The organism is Flintibacter sp. (assembly GCF_046973065.1).
Genome location: NZ_JBKVXZ010000069.1, coordinates 1 through 17,119 on the forward strand (window position 1 = coordinate 1; position 17,119 = coordinate 17,119).

Below are 17,119 nucleotides of genomic sequence, written 5' to 3' on the forward strand. Positions count from 1 at the left end.
CTACGGCCCTGCCGCGCAGCAGCTGCTGCAGAAGGTTGACCGGGTGCTTCAGCGGCAGAAGGAGAAGCGCCAGCACGAGAAAAACCTGCAAAACGGAAAGAAAAAGCCCTGGGCGGTACCAAACTCCGCCCAGAAGAAAAGCGCCGCCCCCAGCGGGCAGCGCAAAGGCAAAGGGGAGTCCTCCGGCGCGCCGGAAACACGTTCTCCCCGGTCCGGAAGCCCGCGCCCGGGCCAGAAGCATCGACCCGGCCCAGGCGGCCGCAAGCTGTCCGGAACATTCCGGCACAAACCCTAAGAAACGAGGTGGCTCCCGAATATGATGATCAAATATCCCATCCACAAGGTGGCCAAGGATTTTAAGAAGGGGTCCAAGGAGCTCCAGTCCAAGGAGGTCATGGACATCCTGACTCAGTATGGGCATCCGCCCAAGAACCACATGCAGCCCCTGACTGAGCAGGAGCTGTCCCTGGTGTTTGAATATCTCACCCAGCACAACCAGGTGGACTCCATCCAGTCCATCTATGAGGATGTATACCACGAGCCTGCCGCCAAGGCGGAGGCTCCCAAGACTGCCCAGAGCAAACCTGCCCAGCAGGGCAAGCCCGCCGGACAGCCCAAGCCCGCCCAGCAGCAGAACAAGGGCGGCAATGCCCAGGCCCGGCCCCAGCAGGGCCAGCAGCAGGCGGCCCATAAGCCCCAGGCGCAGCAGAGCCAGCAGACCGTGTCTCAGCCCTCCAGCCGTGTGCCTACCAAGAAGGTGGTGGATACCCGCGGCGGCGGCGCGGTGAATCTGGATAAGTATGACGAGCGTCTGGAGTCCTTCACCGACCAGCGTCAGCAGGACCGGGGCGGCAAGGAGAAGTTCCAGAACCGCAACGCACAGCGTCAGCGCGGCCGTCAGCAGGGTCCCGGCAACAAGCGTAAGCAGGAGGAGCAGGATCGTCTGCGCCGTCTGCAGCTGGAGATTGCCAAGAAGGCTCCGCTGAAGGTGATGATCCCTGACGAGATCGGCGTGGGCGAGCTGGCCAGCCGCATGAAGAAGACCGGCGCCGAGGTGGTCAAGACCCTGATGAAGATGGGCGTCATGGCCTCCCTCAGCGAGATCATCGACTACGACACCGCCGCCTTGGTTGCTATGGAGCTGGGCTGCAAGGTGGAGAAGGAAGTCGTTGTCACCATCGAGGAGAAGCTCATCGACACCACCGAGGACAAGGAAGAGGATCTGATCCCCCGCGCCCCCGTTGTGGTGGTCATGGGCCACGTCGACCACGGCAAGACCTCTCTGCTGGACTATATCCGCCACGCCAACGTGGTTTCCGGCGAGGCCGGCGGCATTACCCAGCACATCGGCGCCTATCAGGTGGATGTGAATGGCAGCCCCGTCACCTTCCTGGACACCCCCGGCCACGAGGCCTTTACCGCCATGCGTGCCCGCGGCGCCATGGTCACCGACGTAGCCATCCTGGTGGTGGCCGCTGACGACGGCATCATGCCCCAGACCGTGGAGTCCATCAACCACGCCAAGGCCGCCGAGATCCCCGTGATCGTGGCCATCAACAAGATGGATAAACCCACCGCCAACCCCGAGCGCATCAAGCAGCAGCTCACCGAGTACTCCCTGGTGCCCGAGGAGTGGGGCGGCGACACCATTATCTGCCCCATCTCCGCCAAGACCGGCGAGGGCATTGACAACCTGCTGGACATGGTGGTCCTCACCGCTGAGATGCGGGAGTTGAAGGCCAACCCCAACCGCTCTGCCCACGGTGCCGTCATCGAGGCCCGGCTGGACAAGGGCCGCGGCCCTGTGGCCACCCTGCTGGTGCAGAACGGTACCCTGCATCAGGGCGACGTGATCATTGCCGGCACCGCCGTGGGCCGTGTCCGCGCCATGACCAACGACAAGGGCCAGAAGGTCACCGAGGCCGGCCCCTCCGTCCCCGTGGAGATCATCGGTATGGGCGAAGTGCCTGAGGCCGGCGATGACTTCCACGCTGTGGCCGACGAGCGCATGGCCCGGGAGCTGGCCGAGCAGCGCAAGGCAGAGCAGAAGAACAGCATGAACAGCAACGTGGGCAAGGTCACTCTGGAGGATCTGTTCAGCCAGATCCAGGCCGGTGAGATGAAGACCCTGAACATCATCGTCAAGGCCGACGTGCAGGGCTCCGCCGAGGCGGTGAAGTCCTCCCTGGAGAAGATCTCCAACGAGGAGGTCCGGGTGCGGGTCATCCACTGCGCCGTGGGCGCCATCAGCGAGAGCGACGTCATGCTGGCCACCACCTCCAACGCCATCATCGTGGGCTTCAACGTTCGCCCCGACAACAACGCCAAGGAGTCCGCCGCCCGCAACAACGTGGATATGCGCATGTACCGCGTCATCTACGACTGCATCAATGAGATTGAGACCGCCATGAAGGGCATGCTGGCTCCCAAGTTCAAGGAAGTGGAGCTGGGCCAGGCCGAGGTGCGCAACGTGTTCCGCATCACCGGCGTGGGCATGGTGGCCGGCTGCTACGTGCTGGACGGCAAGATGCAGCGTAACGCCCAGATGCGTCTGCTGCGTGACAACATCGTGATCTATGACGGCTCCATCGCCTCCCTGCAGCGCTTCAAGGACAGCGTGAAGGAGGTTGCCGCCGGCTACGAGTGCGGTATCACCTTCGAGAAGTTCCAGGATATCAAGGAAGGCGATATCATCGAGGCCTTTGTGATGGAGCAGATCGAGGTATAATACCGCGCGAGTACCCCGCGCAGCGGGGTGCGCCTTTTGGCACGTAAAATCGAAGCCGCAGGCTGAGATTTGCGCAGGGCGAATTCACTTCGCCCGAGCATTTGAAATCAAGGGGTCCACGCGGGATGGAACATCCCGTGGGGAAGTGCGGTATCACCTTCGAGAAGTTCCAGGATATCAAGGAAGGCGACATCATTGAGGCCTTCGTGATGGAGCAGATTGAAGTTTAAAAGATAATTTGACCCAACGACAGGGCGGGCGTTTTCGCCCGCCCTGTTTTGACTATAAGGAGGAGTTTTTATGGCTTCCAATCGTATCGGCCGTATCAACGAGGAGATCCAGCGGGAGCTGTCTTCCCTGATCCCCACGGTAAAAGATCCCCGGGTGACCGGAATGATCTCTGTGACGGCGGTGGAGACCACCCCGGATCTGAAATATGCCAAGGTCCACATCAGTGTGCTGGATAAGTCCAATGAGGCCCAGGTGCTCAAGGGCTTGAAGTCGGCGAGCGGCTATCTGCGCCGGGAGCTGGGTCGCACCCTGAACCTGCGCAACACCCCCCAGCTGTCCTTCGTCCCTGACGATTCCATCGACAAAGGCGCCCACATCCTCAGCATGCTGCGGGACCCCAACGTGGTCAAGCCGGTGAACCCCGACAACCACTACGGCGAGGACCAGGAGGACGAGGAATGAGCACGCTGACCTATGAGCAGGCCGCCCAGCGGCTGCTGGAGGGAGACGACTACCTGATTCTCACCCATGTGCGCCCCGACGGGGACACGGTGGGCTGTGCCGCCGCCCTTTGTACCGCCCTGCGGGAGCAGGGAAAGGAGGCTTATGTCCTGCCCAACCCGGAGCTCACCGCCATCTTTGCCCCCTATCTGGAAGGGATGCTGGCTCCTGAAGGATACCAGCCCAAGAAGGTGGTCAGCGTAGACATGGCTGCCCGGGGGCTGTTCCCGGAGAACGCCCAGTGCTATCTGGACAAGGTAGACCTGGCTTTTGACCACCACCCGTCCCAGGAGTTTTTTGCCAAGGAGACCTGCCTGGACGCAGGCCGGGCTGCCTGCGGTGAGCTGATGTACGATGTGATCCGCCAGTGGGGAAGCGTGAGCCAGGCGGTGGCTCTGCCCCTCTACGTGGCGGTGTCTACCGACACCGGCTGCTTTGTCTACTCCAATACCTCTCCGGCGACCCACGCGGTGGCTGCCGCCCTGCTGGAGACGGGAATCGACTTTTATCCCATTAACCGCCGCCATTTCCGTACCCGCTCCCTCAAGCGCCTGAAGCTGGAGGGAATGCTCACTTCCGGTATGGAAGTGTTGGACGAGGGAAAACTGGCCATTGTCACCCTGACTCTGGACATGATTGCCCAGGTGCAGGCCAAGGAGGAGGACCTGGACGACATTTCCGCCTTTGTGGGCGGGGTAGAGGGGGTCCACACCGGGGTCACCATCCGGGAGCTGCGCCCCGGTGTGTGCAAGATCTCTCTGCGCACCGAGCCCGGTGAACTCAATGCCAGTGCGGTGTGTGCCATTCTGGGCGGCGGCGGACATGCCGCTGCGGCCGGAGCCACCGTAGAGGGTGACCCCGCCTATACCCGGAAGGTGCTGGTGGAGGCCATCCGCCAGGTACAGAATCAGGGCAAGTAAAGGGAGGACCCATGCCAAACGGAATCATTGTGATTGATAAACCCCAGGATTGGACGGCGTCGGAGCACGCCCTGTTGGAACGCCCCTTCGCCAAGGCAAAGGGGCTTATCCAGGCGTGCGGCTCCTCCTTTTCGCGTCGCACCCGCTTTGCTGGGCTGCGCCGCGAGGAAAGGGGGGCCTGCTATGCCTAACGGAATTATTGTGATTGATAAGCCCCAAGATTGGACCAGCATGGACGTATGCGCCAAGCTGCGGGGCCTGTTCCACGAAAAGCGGATCGGCCACGCCGGGACCCTGGACCCCATGGCCACCGGCGTACTGCCGGTGTTTGTGGGCCGGGCCACCCGGGCGGTGGAGTTTGCCAGCGAGGGGGACAAGGAGTACCTGGCCGGCCTGCGGCTGGGCACCGTCACCGATACCCAGGACACCTCCGGCCGGGTACTGGAGGAGCACCCTGTCTCAGTGACTGGGGAAGAATTGGAGGCGGCGCTGGCCCCCTTCCGGGGAGAGATTCAGCAGCTGCCCCCCATGTACTCCGCCATCAAGGTAAACGGGAAGAAGCTCTACGAGCTGGCCCGTAAGGGCCGGGAGGTGGAGCGCAAGCCCCGGGCCATCACCATCCACTCCCTGGAGGTGGAGGGCCAGGAGAGCGCCACCGATTTTCTCATCCGGGTGCGCTGCTCCAAGGGCACCTATGTGCGCACCCTGTGCCACGACATTGGCCAGGCCCTGGGTTGCGGAGGAACCATGTACTCCCTGCGGCGGACCATGGCGGCCGGTTTTACCTTGGAGGACGCTCTGCCTCTGGAGCAGGTACTCCAGGCTGAGGATCCCGCGAGCCTGCTGCTGGGGGTGGATGCCTACTTTGCCGGCCGCCCTGTGCTGATCCTGAAACCTGCGGCAGAGAAGAAGGTGCGCAACGGCATGACACTGGTGCTGCCTGATGCGCCCCCTGCCGGGGAGTATCGGGTATACAGTGAGGCAGGAGAGTTTCTGGCTTTGAGTCGGGTCTCTCACGGAAAGCTCATTACCATCAAGAGCTTTTTCCAGGTTTGAGGGAAATAAGGAGAGGATACTTTTGAGCAATACCAAACGGGTGATCGCCCTGGGGTTTTTTGACGGGGTGCACAAGGGCCACGGAGCCCTGCTGTCCACCGTGACGCGCCGGGCCAAAGAGCTGGACGCGGCGGCCTGCGCCTTCACCTTTGACCGCAGTCCCACCGCCGCCATCACCGGGCAGGTGGTGCCCCTGCTCAGCTCGGTGGAGGACCGTGTGTGGCTGATGCGCAGCTGCTACGGCATCCAGGAGGTCATCGTGTCCAGCTTTGACGGCATGATGCGCATGGACTGGCAGGATTTTATTACAGAATATCTCATCAAACAGCTGAATGTGGTCCATGTGGTGGCCGGTCACGACTTCCATTTCGGCTATATGGGCAAGGGAAACCCCCAGCGGCTCAAGGAGACCTGCGAGAAGCTGGGCGTGGGCTGCGACATTATCGGCAAGGTGGAGCAGGAGGGCATCACCATCTCCTCCACCTATATCCGTACCCTCGTCGCCCAGGGGGAGATGGAGCGGGCCGTGGACTTTTTGGGCCATCCCCATGTGCTTACCAACCGGGTGACTCACGGCAAGAAGATCGGCAGCTCGTCCCTGGGCTTCCCCACGGTGAACCTGTGTATCCCTGCTCCGGTGATCGTTCCCGCCTTTGGCGTATATGCCACCCGGGTGGTGGTGGATGGAGAGAGCCACATGGCGGTGACCAACGTGGGGGTGCGTCCCACGGTGTCCGATAACGACGGGCGGGTGACGGTGGAAGGGTTTATCCTGGACTTTTCCGGCGACCTGTACGGCAAGGAGCTGCGGATGGAGTTTTACAGCTATCTGCGGGGAGAGAAAAAATTCCCCTCTCTCCAGGCCCTGGCCGAGGAGATTGGACGCAACGCCCAGCAGACCCGGGACCTCTTTGCCGCCCATCCCCAGATGTAAGGAGGGGCTGCCATGCAAGGAGAAACTATGCGCTACAACCGGATGCATCTGTTTTTCTGGCTGTATGCTGCTGTGCTGGCCCTGGCGGCCTTCCTGTTTTCCTCACCGCAGGAGATTTTAACCGGATTGCGCACCATCGTATTGACCGAGGACTCCCTGATTACCGACTATGTGCTGATTGCCGGTCCGGGTGCCGCGCTGATGAATTCCGCCCTGGTCACCGCAATTTCCATCGTACTTTTGAAGCTGTCCCGGGAGCCGTTTAACGGCTTCTCTCTGGTGGTGATTGGGCTGATGTCAGGCTTTTCCCTGTTCGGGAAAAACTGTGTGAATATCTGGCCAATTCTGCTGGGTACCTGGCTATATGCAAAGAGCCGGCGGGAGCACTTTGGCAAGTATATTTCCGTAGGACTGCTGGCCACCGCCCTGGCTCCGGCGGTGAGTTACATCTCCCTGGACAACGGCTGGGGCAACCCGGTGGCAGGACTGATCACCGGCGTGATCATCGGCTTTATCATGCCGCCTCTGTCTGCCTATACATATAAGATCCAAAACGGCATGAACCTGTATAACGTGGGCTTTGCCTGCGGTCTGGTAGCCTTCCTGCTGGTGCCCCTTATCAGCTCTATGGGAGCCACCCCCACCACCCAGTACCACTGGGCAAAAGGGTATGACCTTCCCTTTGGCGCGGCGCTGGGCGTGCTGAGTGTTGTTCTGATCCTGGGCGGGCTCTTTGCATCAGGAAAGCCGGTTTGGGCCGTCTGGGCGGGATACCGCCGTCTGCTGACCACCAGCGGCCGCGCTCCCAGCGACTATCTGCGTATGTTTGGAGCGGGGCCTGTGCTGGTGAATATGGGAGTCAACGGCCTGATCGGCATGGCTTTCGTACTGGGCGGCGGCGGCGAGCTGAACGGTCCCACCGTAGGCGGGATCCTCACCATCATGGGCTTTTCCGCCTTTGGCAAGCACGTGTTCAACATTGTACCCGTCATGGCGGGCGTGTTCCTGGGCAGCCTGGTGATGCACTGGGAACTCAGCAACCCATCCGTGCAGCTGGCCTGCCTGTTCTGCACCACCCTGGCACCCATTTCGGGCTACTTTGGCTGGCCCTATGGTGTTTTGGCTGGGTTTATCCACTCTTCTGTGGTGCTGTACACCGGCAGCCCTGTGGCGGGAATGAATCTATATAACAACGGTTTTTCCGGCGGCCTGGTGGCCACGGTGCTCTACCCGGTAATCATTGCCGTGTTCCAGCACCGCAAACCCACTCTGGTGGATCAGGATTACTTTGATCCCATGGAGCATGACGAGCCGGTAACGCCTCCGCCTGCACATCAAATCACAGAGGAAAAAGAAGCATAAAAAATCTGGAGCATTTCCCAGCGGAATGCTCCAGATTTTTTATTGCCATTTTGCCAGAGCCCTTTGGACCAGTTCCGTGGAGAGCTGCGGGAAGGGGGTGATGGGGACAGGCTCCAGGTCGTAGGGGCCGATGGCCTTCTCAAAGGCCTGCACATCCCGCCAGGCTCCGTCCACATAGCCGGTATTGCGGCAGATGCCTGCGTCCTGAAAGCCCATACTGCGGTGGAGCCCCTCACTCTTCTCGTTGGGAACGGTGACGATGCCGTACACCGTGCGCACTCCCTGAATCGCCAACAGCTCCATCAGAGCGCCATACAGCCGCCGGCCTACTTTTTGGGAGGTGTGGCCCTGGGCCACATAGACGGATAGCTCGGCACCCCACTGATAGGCGGCCCGCTCTTTGAAGCGGTGGGCGTAGGCGTAACCCACGGGAGTGCCATTCTCCTCCCAGACCAAATAGGGGTAGTCTTCCAGTGTATGGGTGATCCGGTCCTGAAACTCCCGGGGCGAGGGGAGCTCATACTCAAAGGTGATTGGGGTATGAATATACTGCCCATAGATGCCCACCAGCGCGGGGGCATCCATTGGGGTAGCCAGTCGCAGTGCCATAGGGATCCCTCCTTGTTCCTGGAGAGTATACCACCTTTTTGGTCCGGCGTAAAGGTTCAGCACAGACACTCCAGCAGCTTCACGTTGCCCTGGAGCCGCTCGTCCTGGGGCTCCAGAGCGAGAGCCGCCCGGGCAGCCTCCAGGGCCAGCTGAGGTCGGCCTGTGTGGTAATAGGCCTGGCAGCGCAGGTCGTAGGGCAGAGCTCCCCAGGCCCGAGCTTCGCAGATGTAGGTGCGGGGACGTTCCACAATGGCCAGCGCTTTTTGGGTAAAGTAGAGTACCCCATCCCACTCCTCCTGGGTGTAGAGCAGCAGGGCCAGCTCCACCAAGGGTTCCCGCAGATGGGGAGCTTCCGCCGCTGCCCGCAGGTACCAGCGAAGCGCCTCCTCGGGCTGTCCCTTGTGCTCATAGGACTGGGCAATAAACCGCATAGAGGCTGCCCGCTCATCGGCCCAAGTGGCGCTGGGCATGGTCAGGTGCTGTGTCAGGGTGCGGATGCAGTCGTCCCATCGGCTGTGGAACAGGTACTCCCGGCCCAGATAGTGGACGCTGCGGTCGTCCTGAGGTGCCTCCGCCACTGCCAATTCCAGAAGCGGCAGGTACTGGGCCCGGGATTTTTTCGGGTCGGGGTGGTGGTCCAGCTGGACTCCCTCTGCCGAGACCTTCAAGCCCGGCTGACCAGGCCCCATCCACTCCAGGACCTCATGTACCGGATGGACCCAACGGTAGCCGTGACGGGCATGGATCTTTTCATACCAGAAGACCACACCTTCGCCACCATCCGGGCGAAAGCTCCAGGTGTAGCGGTAGGTGGCCTGGGTAGTACCAGGGATCCAAGCGGACTCCAGGGCTTTTCGCCAGCCGGGATGGAATACTTCATCCAAGTCGGTGCAGACGCAGATATCCGCGTCCGGGTCCACCAGCTCCAGAGAGCGGTTGCGGGCCACATCAAAGCGCCAGGGACAGATGGTCTCCACCGTCACCTGGGCACCCAGCGTCCGGAGCCGCTGAACGGTATCGTCGGTAGAGCCGGTGTCCAGAACCACGATCTGGTCGGCCTCAGACATGGATTTTATCCAGCGGGATACAAATTGGGCTTCATTTTTGCAAATAGCATAGACAACGATCTTCATAGTGTGCCTCCTGTGGCAGCTGTGTGCCGGAAAGTCAAAGAGGGAGCGGAGCATGGGCTCCGCTCCCTGGATGAGGGCAGGGTAATTTGCTTACGTGGGAATATCACCCAGACGGGTAATGTCAAGGGCAATGGCGCTGGCCTGGTATCCGCTTCCGGTCGGTACCACCTGGAGAGTGGTAGGCGCCTTAGAGACAACCAGAGGAACGGAGAAGGACTGGGGGGTGGAATCCCCTGCACTTTGGAAATTGTAGGGCACAGAGGCACCGGGGACGATACTGCCGTCAGATTCCAGAGAAGTAACGATATTGGCAGGGAAGGAATCACTGTCAGCAGGAGACAGAACACCATGGAATTGCACAGAGTAGACGCCGGGCTGATTGATGGTGAAGTCCGAACTGCCCGCCGTGTGCGAAATATCGGTGCCGTAGCTCAGTGCATTACGGTCAAATTCCAACGGATCACCGGAGGCTCCGGATTGAGTGGGTGAAGAGTAAGCAGAGAGCAAACTGAGCGGTGGGGTGGAGCCAGTTGGACCTTGAGGGATGGTGAAGTCCAGGATCGCGTTCTGGGAAGTGCCGGAGTTGGTTACCTTAGCGTCAGTGCCGGGATCACCTGTGGTAACTGTGCCAACGGATAAGGTTGCGGCAGTTCCTGTAGCGCCCTCGTTGCCGGCAGGGCCGGTAGGGCCAGTGGGACCGGTAGCACCGGCGGGGCCTGTGGCGCCAGCAGGACCAGTCGCACCGGCAGGCCCGGTAGGACCGGTGGGGCCAGTTGCACCGGCAGGGCCAGCAATGCCCTGAGGACCAGTGGGACCGATAACACCAGCAGTACCCTGAGGACCGGTGGGACCAGTTGTGCCAGCGGCACCCTGAGGACCAGTGGGGCCAGTTGCACCAGCGGCACCCTGAGGTCCGGTGGGGCCAGTGGCACCAGCGGCGCCCTGAGGTCCAGTGGGGCCGGTGGCGCCAACAGCGCCCTGAGGACCGGTGGGGCCGGTAGCTCCGGCGGCACCCTGAGGCCCAGTAGGACCGGTGGCACCTACCGGTCCGGCGATGCCCTGAGGGCCGGTAGGACCGGCTGCGCCATCCGGACCCAGATAACCCTGAGGTCCGGTAGGACCCATGGGACCGGTAGGTCCAGGAGAACCGGCCGGTCCGGCAGAGCCTGCAGGACCGGTTGCCCCGGCCGGACCCGTTGCTCCGGTCGGCCCAGTGGGACCGGGGCAGCAGGGCGGACAAGGGGGCGGGCAGGGAGGAGGACAGGGAGGCGGGCAGTGGGACGACTGACACCCACCGGTGAGGTGGGCTACCACCTCGCCTTGTCGGCTCCACTCCCTCTGAGAGGGATAATAATGATTCATAGCAAGTTCCTCTTTCCGCAAGACTGTGGCTATGCCACAGTCCATCCTATGCTCCAGAGGGAAAAATGTCCCGGGTGCCTTGCCCGAAAAGACCGGATGTGGTACAGTTTGTACAGAAATGAAAACGGACAGGAGGAATTTCCATGCACGCATTTACCTTTTCTCTTCCGACGCAAATTGTATTTGGTCCCGGTACTGAAACAGAGACCGGCAAGCTGATTGCCGGGCAGGGCGGCCACCGGGTGCTGGTGGTATATGGCGGACAGAGCGCGGTGCGCAGCGGGCTGATTGCCAAGGTGCAGGCATCTCTGACCCAGGCGGGACTGGAGCAGGACACCTTTGGCGGCATCCACCCAAACCCTAGGCTGTTCCAGGTCCGGGAGGGCGTGGAAAAGGCGAAGGCAATGAATGCAGATTTCATTCTGGCGGTGGGAGGCGGCAGCGTCATCGATGCCTCCAAGGCCATTGCTTTGGGTGTGGCCAACCCGGAGGCCGACCTGTGGGATTTCTGGCTGCGCAAGCAGCCGGTGGAGCATATGCTGCCGGTGGGTGCGGTGCTTACCATCTCTGCGGCCGGCAGTGAGACCAGTGACTCCGCCGTTCTCACCCGGGATGATACCATGGAGAAGCGGGGGCTGAGCAGCCAGCTCTTCCGGCCCCGCTTTGCGGTGATGGACCCGGAACTCACCTACACCCTGCCGCCCTATCAGATTGCCTGCGGTGTGGTGGATATGATGATGCACACCCTGGACCGCTACTTTACTTCTGTCACCGACAATACCCTCACTGATGAGATCGCCGAGGGTGTGCTGCGCAACGCGGTGCGCTGGGGAAAGAAAGCGGTCTCCACCCCCAACGACTACCAGGCCATGAGCGAGCTGATGTGGACCGGAAGCATCTCACATAACGATCTTACCGGCCTGGGCGCGCCCAAGGACTTTGCTCCCCATCAGCTGGGCCACGAGCTCAGTGCCAAGTTTGACTGCGCCCACGGGGCCTCTCTGTCCGCCATGTGGGGCAGCTGGGCGGCCTACTGCTGGAAAGAGAACCCCTCCCGTTTTGCCCAGCTGGGCGTGAAGGTGTGGGGGCTGGAGCTCAACGGCGGCAGCATCCAGGACCTGGCCCAGCAGGCGATCATGCAGACGGTGGACTACTTCCGTGCGCTGGGTATGCCCACCTGCCTCAGCGAGCTGGGCTGCCCCATCCAGACCGAAGAGGAGCTCCAGGAGCTGGCCCGCCGGTGTACCTTCTACGGCGCCCGTACCATCGGTTCCTTCCGGGTGCTGGGTTATGAGGATATCCTGGCCATCTATCGCATGGCCAACCACTAAACCTTTACAGCCCCCGCCTTTTCTGGCATAATGGAGAAAACAATTCGTTCAGGAGGCGCGCTATGAAGCAATATGTCATCGCCCTGGACCAAGGGACCACCAGCAGCCGCTGTATCCTCTTTGACCGGGAGCAGAACATCGTGGGCGTGGCCCAGCGGGAATTTACCCAGATCTACCCCAAGCCCGGCTGGGTGGAGCAGGACCCCATGGAGATCTGGTCCAGCCAGTCTTCGGTGCTCACAGAGGTGCTGGCTCAGACCGGTATTGCCCCGACCGAGGTGGCCGCCATTGGCATCACCAACCAGCGGGAGACTACCATCGTCTGGGACAAAGCCACCGGCCGCCCTATCTACAACGCCATCGTCTGGCAGTGCCGCCGTACCGCATCTCTGTGTGAGGAGCTGAAGGCGGAAGGGGCCTTTTCGGACTACATCAAGGAGCACACCGGCCTGCTCATCGACGCCTACTTCTCCGCCACCAAGCTCAAGTGGATTTTGGACCATGTGGAAGGGGCTCGGGAGCGGGCCAGAGCCGGGGAGCTGCTGTTCGGAACCGTGGACTCCTGGCTGGTGTGGAAGCTGACCGGAGGAAAAGCGCATGTTACCGACTACACCAACGCCAGCCGCACCATGCTCTTTGACATTCAAAATCTGTGCTGGGACGAGGAGATCTGCCGCCGTCTGGACATTCCTATGGAGATGCTGCCCCAGGTGTGTTCCTCCAGCCAGGTGTACGGATTTGCCAATCTGCAGGGGGTGAAGGTGCCCATTGCAGGCATTGCGGGAGACCAGCAGGCCGCCCTCTTTGGCCAGGGCTGCTTCCACCCCGGAGAAGCAAAAAACACCTACGGGACTGGTTGCTTTTTGCTGATGAACACCGGAGAGCAGCTGTGCCGAAGTGAAAACGGCCTGCTGACCACTATTGCCATCGGCCTTAATGGTCGTGTGCAGTACGCCCTGGAGGGCTCGGTCTTTGTGGGCGGTGCGGTGATCCAGTGGGTGCGGGATGAGCTGCGGTTTATCTCGGAATCCCGGGATGCGGAATATTATGCCTCCAAGGTGCCCGACACGGGCGGAGTCTACCTGGTGCCTGCCTTCACCGGATTGGGTGCGCCATACTGGGACATGTATGCCCGGGGCGCGTTGGTGGGGCTGACCCGGGGGACCAACCGGGATCATATCATCCGGGCGGCTCAGGAGTCTATCGCCTACCAGAGCTGGGACCTGGTGGATGCCATGGAGAAGGACACCGGGATTCCTCTCAGTGCGTTGAACGCCGACGGCGGAGCCAGCCGGGACAAGTTTTTGATGCAGTTCCAGGCCGATATCCTCAATAAGCCGGTGCGTCGCCCGGTGATCCGGGAGACCACCGCTCTGGGTGCCGCCCTGCTGGCTGGCCTGGCTACCGGGGTTTGGAGCAGCCAGGAGGAGGTCAAAAGCCGGATGAAGACGGACAGCCTGTATGAGCCCGCCATGGATGAGGCCAAGCGGCAGAAGCTGCTCCGGGGCTGGCACAAAGCGGTGGGCCGCAGTTTGGACTGGGCCGAGCCGGAGGAATAAGAACACGGAGGCAACATTTTGAGCGAGATATTCATTCCCACGATGCTATTTTGGGAAAACGGAAATACCTGGTATGGAAGCCTGGGAAATACCCGGTTTTATGCTGCTCCCCAGGAGGAGCAGATCCATGTGCAGCAGTGGCGGGGACCGCTGACCAAAGAGCTGAGCGAGATCAAGGCGGAGGCCGACTTTCCTCTCAGTGAGGAGGGCCTGGCTGAGATGACTGCCTGGCTGGAGGCGCGCAGCGCCGAGATCAATGCATAAGTATAAAAATGAGCCGCTGGAGGTTTCTCCAGCGGCTCATTTTTTTCAGGCTTATGCGGTTTTTTGTGCCCAAACCGGGGCGTGCAGCGGAGGCTGAAAGCCCTCGAAGATCACTGAGAATCCCTCGCGCTCCAGCTGTTCCATCTCCCGGGGGCTGCGCACCGTCCAGCCAAACATTTTCAGCCGGTGGAGCTTACGGCAAAGCCATACGGAAGGTACCCAGCGGTGCTCCTGACGGAAGGAGATAAAATCGGGCCGGGTGAGGAAGTTGGAAAGCAGATTGGTCATGGCAAAGGCCTGCCAGGCCTTCAGCTCGCCTCGGCAGCGCCAGAAGTTTTCGGACAACTGGCCCCGGCAGATGTCGGGGCGGTGACGGGCAAGCCACAGCAGTACGCCGGGGTGGAAAGATTCGATGCAGTAGTTGACCCGATACTGATCCAGGGTGCGTACCGCAGTCTCCACCAACTTTTTCACGTCAAAGTAGTCGGCTTTCAATTCCACCAGCAGGGGAGGGCCGTCCTGAAAGACCTCCAGGACCTCCTCCAGCAGAGGAATTTTCTCCTGGGTTCCTTCCAGACGGTAATTCTTAAGCTGGGGTACCGTCAACTGCTCAACGATAACATCCGCACCGGCGGTGCGAAGAAGACTCTTGTCGTGGATGACGGCCAGATGGCCATCCTTGGTAAGGTGGACATCCAGCTCGATGCCGCACTGAAAGGCACGGGCCCGGCGAAAGGCCGCCATGGAGTTTTCAGGCACGCCTTGGGCAGGATCATGCAGCCCTCTGTGAGCATAGCGGAACCGGCGCAATATCTCCCACTTAGGATGGTTGCGGCGTCCCCGGGTGGCAAAGATCCAAAAGACGACCAGCGCGATGGGGGTACAAAGGGCCGCAATGCCGGCAAAAAAACCCATTGGAATCTCCTCCTCTCCAAGGTGGGTCCTCCCAGATCTCTCTCATTTTATTCTATCATTCCCCGGAACGGGTGTAAAGTGACAATCCGGTATCCAAAAGAGAATAGAAAAATCAGCCTTTGCTGGCCTTCAGGACCTTCCAATAGTCCTCATAGTTTTCTTTGAGCAGGCGGGGAGTATCCAGGCCGTAGGGGCACTTGGAGCTGCATTTGTTGCAGTGCAGGCAGGTCTCGATCTTCTTCATCTTCTCCTGCCACTCTTCGGTGAGCCAGCCGGCGGCGGGAGCGCGGCGCAGCATGAGGGACATGCGGGCGCAGTTGTTAATCTCAATCCCCATGGGGCAGGGCATACAGTAGCCGCAGCCCCGGCAGAAGTCGCCGGAGAGCTCCTTGCGGTCGTGGTCAATGACCGCCTGTCGCTCGGCTGTCATGGCGGGAATCTCCTGAATGCAGGAGAGGAACTCATCCAGCTCCCACTGGTGCTGCACGCCCCAGATGGGCAGAACGGTGGGCTGCTGCTCCATAAAGGCAGCGGCTACCATGCCGTCCCGGATGAGGCCGCCCGCCAGGCCCTTCATGGCGATAAAGCCCATGTCGGCCGCCTTGCACTTGTCCACCAGCTCCTGCTCCTGAGGTCCGGCCAGGTAGCTGTAAGGGAACTGGAGGGTCTCATAGAGGCCGGAGTCGATGGCCTCGTGGGCCACAGAGAGGCGGTGGTTGGTGATGGCGATGTGGCGGATTTTGCCCTGCTTTTTGGCCTCCAGAGCGGCGTCATACAGGCCGTCCTCTCCGCCGGGCTTGGGACAGAAGGCGGGGTTGTGGAACTGATAGACGTCGATGTAGTCAGTCTGGAGCATGCGCAAGCTCTCCTCCAGATCTTTCCACATGCCTTCGGCGGTGGTGGCACCGGTTTTGGTGGCGATGTAGACCTTGTCCCGCATGCCGGCAAAGGCGGCGCCCACCTTCTCCTCGCTGTCGGAGTAGGCCCGGGCGGTGTCAAAGTAGTTCATTCCTCCGTCATAGGCGCGATGAAGCAGAGAAACGGCATCCTCCTTGGAAATGCGCTGAATGGGCAGGCAGCCAAAGGCCTGCTTCTGCGCTTTGATTCCGGTTTTTCCCAGTGTAACAAATCCCATGGTAAGTCCTCCTCATAGGTGCTTTCTTATCTTTATTAAAAAACCTTTGCCTGGCCCTGTCAAGAGCAGGAAGGAGAAATAAAGGTAAAAAGAGGGGAGACGCAAATGCGTCTCCCCAGAGGCGAAACGAAGTTTCGCAGGAAGTTCTTTTGCCTACTTTTCTTTCAAGAAAAGTAAGTTACATGGACTGGAGCTGCTCCTGGAGCTTGGCCACCAGCTCGGTGAGCTTGACGGCGCGCTCCTTCTCAGCCTCTACGACATGAACGGGAGCCTTGTTGACAAAGCCGGGGTTGCTCAGCTTGGTGTTCAGCTTCTCCAGCTCGGCGCTGTTCTTCTTCAGCTCCTTCTCCATGCGGGCCTTTTCCTTCTCCATATCCACCAGCTCGGCCAGAGGCATGGACAGCTGAGCCACGTGGGTGACCACGGTGACGGTGCCGGCGGCCTCGGGAGCCACGCCGCTGTCCACAATGGAGACTTCGCTGGCATAGGCCAGCTTCTTGAGGAAGGGGATACCCAGCTCAAAGACGGCCTTCTCGCTGGTGGCCACGGTGAGGTGGGCCTTCTTGGAGGGGGGCACGTTCATCTCGCTGCGGCGGGTACGCACGGCGCGGATGGCGTCCATAATGAGCTCCATGGCCTTCTCTTCCTCGGGGAAGTTGCGGCTGTCGCTGACCTGAGGCCACTGAGACAGCATGAGGAAGTCGCCCTCGTGGGGCAGAGCCTGCCAGATCTCCTCGGTGATGAAGGGCATGAAGGGGTGCAGCAGCTTGAGCATGTCGGTGAGGACATAGCACAGCACCTGCTGGGCACGGACCTTGCTGTCCTCGTCGTCGCCCTGGAGGCGGGTCTTGGTCAGCTCGATATACCAGTCGCAGTAGTCGTCCCAGATGAAGTCGTAGATCTTCTGCGCGGCCACGCCCAGCTCGTACTTGTCCATGTTCTCGGTGATCTCGCCGATGGCACGGTTGAGCTTGGACAGGATCCACTTGTCCTCCAGCTCCAGCTTCTCGGGCAGCTCACACTTGTCGATGGTCAGGTTCATCATCAGGAAGCGGCTGGCGTTCCAGATCTTGTTGGCA

Annotated in this window: 16 protein-coding genes and 1 pseudogene; 11 read left to right on the top strand and 6 right to left on the bottom strand. The window is 60.8% G+C overall.

Annotated features, from left to right (window positions below):
• The 8 genes and pseudogenes from ACLTXB_RS16890 to ACLTXB_RS16925 form a co-directional block, all read left to right on the top strand.
• A pseudogene (locus ACLTXB_RS16890) lies at positions 1–295 on the top strand (L7Ae/L30e/S12e/Gadd45 family ribosomal protein); the annotation flags it as partial.
• Between the two features lie 21 nt (positions 296–316).
• Complete coding sequence (gene infB / locus ACLTXB_RS16895) at positions 317–2,728, top strand: translation initiation factor IF-2 (protein WP_428227770.1); 2,412 nt, start codon at positions 317–319, stop codon at positions 2,726–2,728.
• 300 nt (positions 2,729–3,028) lie between these two features.
• The gene (gene rbfA / locus ACLTXB_RS16900; RefSeq protein ID WP_428227771.1) at positions 3,029–3,421 is read left to right on the top strand and encodes a 30S ribosome-binding factor RbfA; all 393 of its coding nucleotides are present in this window, start codon (positions 3,029–3,031) and stop codon (positions 3,419–3,421) included.
• Positions 3,418–4,380 (top strand): DHH family phosphoesterase, encoded by a 963-nt coding sequence (locus tag ACLTXB_RS16905; protein WP_428227772.1) that lies wholly within the window; start codon positions 3,418–3,420, stop codon positions 4,378–4,380. Before rbfA ends, ACLTXB_RS16905 begins: the two co-directional genes overlap by 4 nt.
• Positions 4,381–4,391: 11 nt before the next feature.
• The gene (locus tag ACLTXB_RS16910) at positions 4,392–4,571 is read left to right on the top strand and encodes a hypothetical protein (protein ID WP_008981123.1); all 180 of its coding nucleotides are present in this window, start codon (positions 4,392–4,394) and stop codon (positions 4,569–4,571) included.
• Positions 4,564–5,436 carry a tRNA pseudouridine(55) synthase TruB gene (truB, locus tag ACLTXB_RS16915; protein WP_428227773.1) on the top strand — a complete coding sequence of 291 codons (873 nt, stop codon included), beginning with the start codon at positions 4,564–4,566 and terminating at the stop codon, positions 5,434–5,436. The genes ACLTXB_RS16910 and truB overlap by 8 nt, the downstream gene beginning before the upstream one ends.
• 22 nt (positions 5,437–5,458) lie before the next feature.
• The gene (gene ribF / locus ACLTXB_RS16920) at positions 5,459–6,370 is read left to right on the top strand and encodes a riboflavin biosynthesis protein RibF (RefSeq protein WP_428227774.1); all 912 of its coding nucleotides are present in this window, start codon (positions 5,459–5,461) and stop codon (positions 6,368–6,370) included.
• 12 nt (positions 6,371–6,382) lie between these two features.
• The gene (locus ACLTXB_RS16925) at positions 6,383–7,732 is read left to right on the top strand and encodes a DUF1576 domain-containing protein (RefSeq protein ID WP_428227775.1); all 1,350 of its coding nucleotides are present in this window, start codon (positions 6,383–6,385) and stop codon (positions 7,730–7,732) included.
• Positions 7,733–7,771: 39 nt separating this feature from the next.
• Here ACLTXB_RS16925 and ACLTXB_RS16930 read toward each other — a convergent pair whose 3' ends face one another.
• From ACLTXB_RS16930 to ACLTXB_RS16940, 3 genes are all read right to left on the bottom strand, one after another.
• Positions 7,772–8,341: an N-acetyltransferase family protein gene (locus ACLTXB_RS16930; protein ID WP_428227776.1), complete on the bottom strand. Its 570-nt coding sequence runs from the start codon at positions 8,339–8,341 to the stop codon at positions 7,772–7,774.
• Between the two features lie 56 nt (positions 8,342–8,397).
• Positions 8,398–9,474 (bottom strand): tetratricopeptide repeat-containing glycosyltransferase, encoded by a 1,077-nt coding sequence (locus ACLTXB_RS16935; protein ID WP_428227777.1) that lies wholly within the window; start codon positions 9,472–9,474, stop codon positions 8,398–8,400.
• A 90-nt stretch (positions 9,475–9,564) separates the two neighbouring features.
• Positions 9,565–10,599 (bottom strand): collagen-like protein, encoded by a 1,035-nt coding sequence (locus tag ACLTXB_RS16940; protein WP_428227778.1) that lies wholly within the window; start codon positions 10,597–10,599, stop codon positions 9,565–9,567.
• 380 nt (positions 10,600–10,979) lie between these two features.
• Here ACLTXB_RS16940 and ACLTXB_RS16945 point away from each other — a divergent pair, with 380 nt between their 5' ends.
• The 3 genes from ACLTXB_RS16945 to ACLTXB_RS16955 all read left to right on the top strand — a co-directional run bounded on the left by ACLTXB_RS16945 (position 10,980) and on the right by ACLTXB_RS16955 (position 13,990).
• Positions 10,980–12,167 (top strand): iron-containing alcohol dehydrogenase, encoded by a 1,188-nt coding sequence (locus ACLTXB_RS16945; protein WP_428227779.1) that lies wholly within the window; start codon positions 10,980–10,982, stop codon positions 12,165–12,167.
• 62 nt (positions 12,168–12,229) lie between these two features.
• Positions 12,230–13,726, top strand: coding sequence for a glycerol kinase GlpK (gene glpK / locus ACLTXB_RS16950; protein WP_428227780.1), 1,497 nt, complete (start codon positions 12,230–12,232; stop codon positions 13,724–13,726).
• A gap of 18 nt (positions 13,727–13,744) precedes the next feature.
• Positions 13,745–13,990, top strand: coding sequence for a hypothetical protein (locus tag ACLTXB_RS16955; RefSeq protein ID WP_428227781.1), 246 nt, complete (start codon positions 13,745–13,747; stop codon positions 13,988–13,990).
• 51 nt (positions 13,991–14,041) lie between these two features.
• Here the strand turns inward: ACLTXB_RS16955 and ACLTXB_RS16960 are convergent, their stop codons facing one another.
• From ACLTXB_RS16960 to ACLTXB_RS16970, 3 genes are all read right to left on the bottom strand, one after another.
• Entirely contained in the window at positions 14,042–14,905 is an 864-nt protein-coding gene (locus ACLTXB_RS16960; RefSeq protein WP_428227782.1) for a glycerophosphodiester phosphodiesterase family protein, read from the bottom strand.
• A 112-nt stretch (positions 14,906–15,017) separates the two neighbouring features.
• Positions 15,018–16,040, bottom strand: a complete 1,023-nt coding sequence (locus ACLTXB_RS16965) for an aldo/keto reductase (protein ID WP_428227783.1) — start codon at positions 16,038–16,040, stop codon at positions 15,018–15,020.
• Between the two features lie 178 nt (positions 16,041–16,218).
• The coding region (locus tag ACLTXB_RS16970) for a class I tRNA ligase family protein (RefSeq protein ID WP_428227784.1) at positions 16,219–17,119 on the bottom strand (901 nt) is incomplete at its 5' end.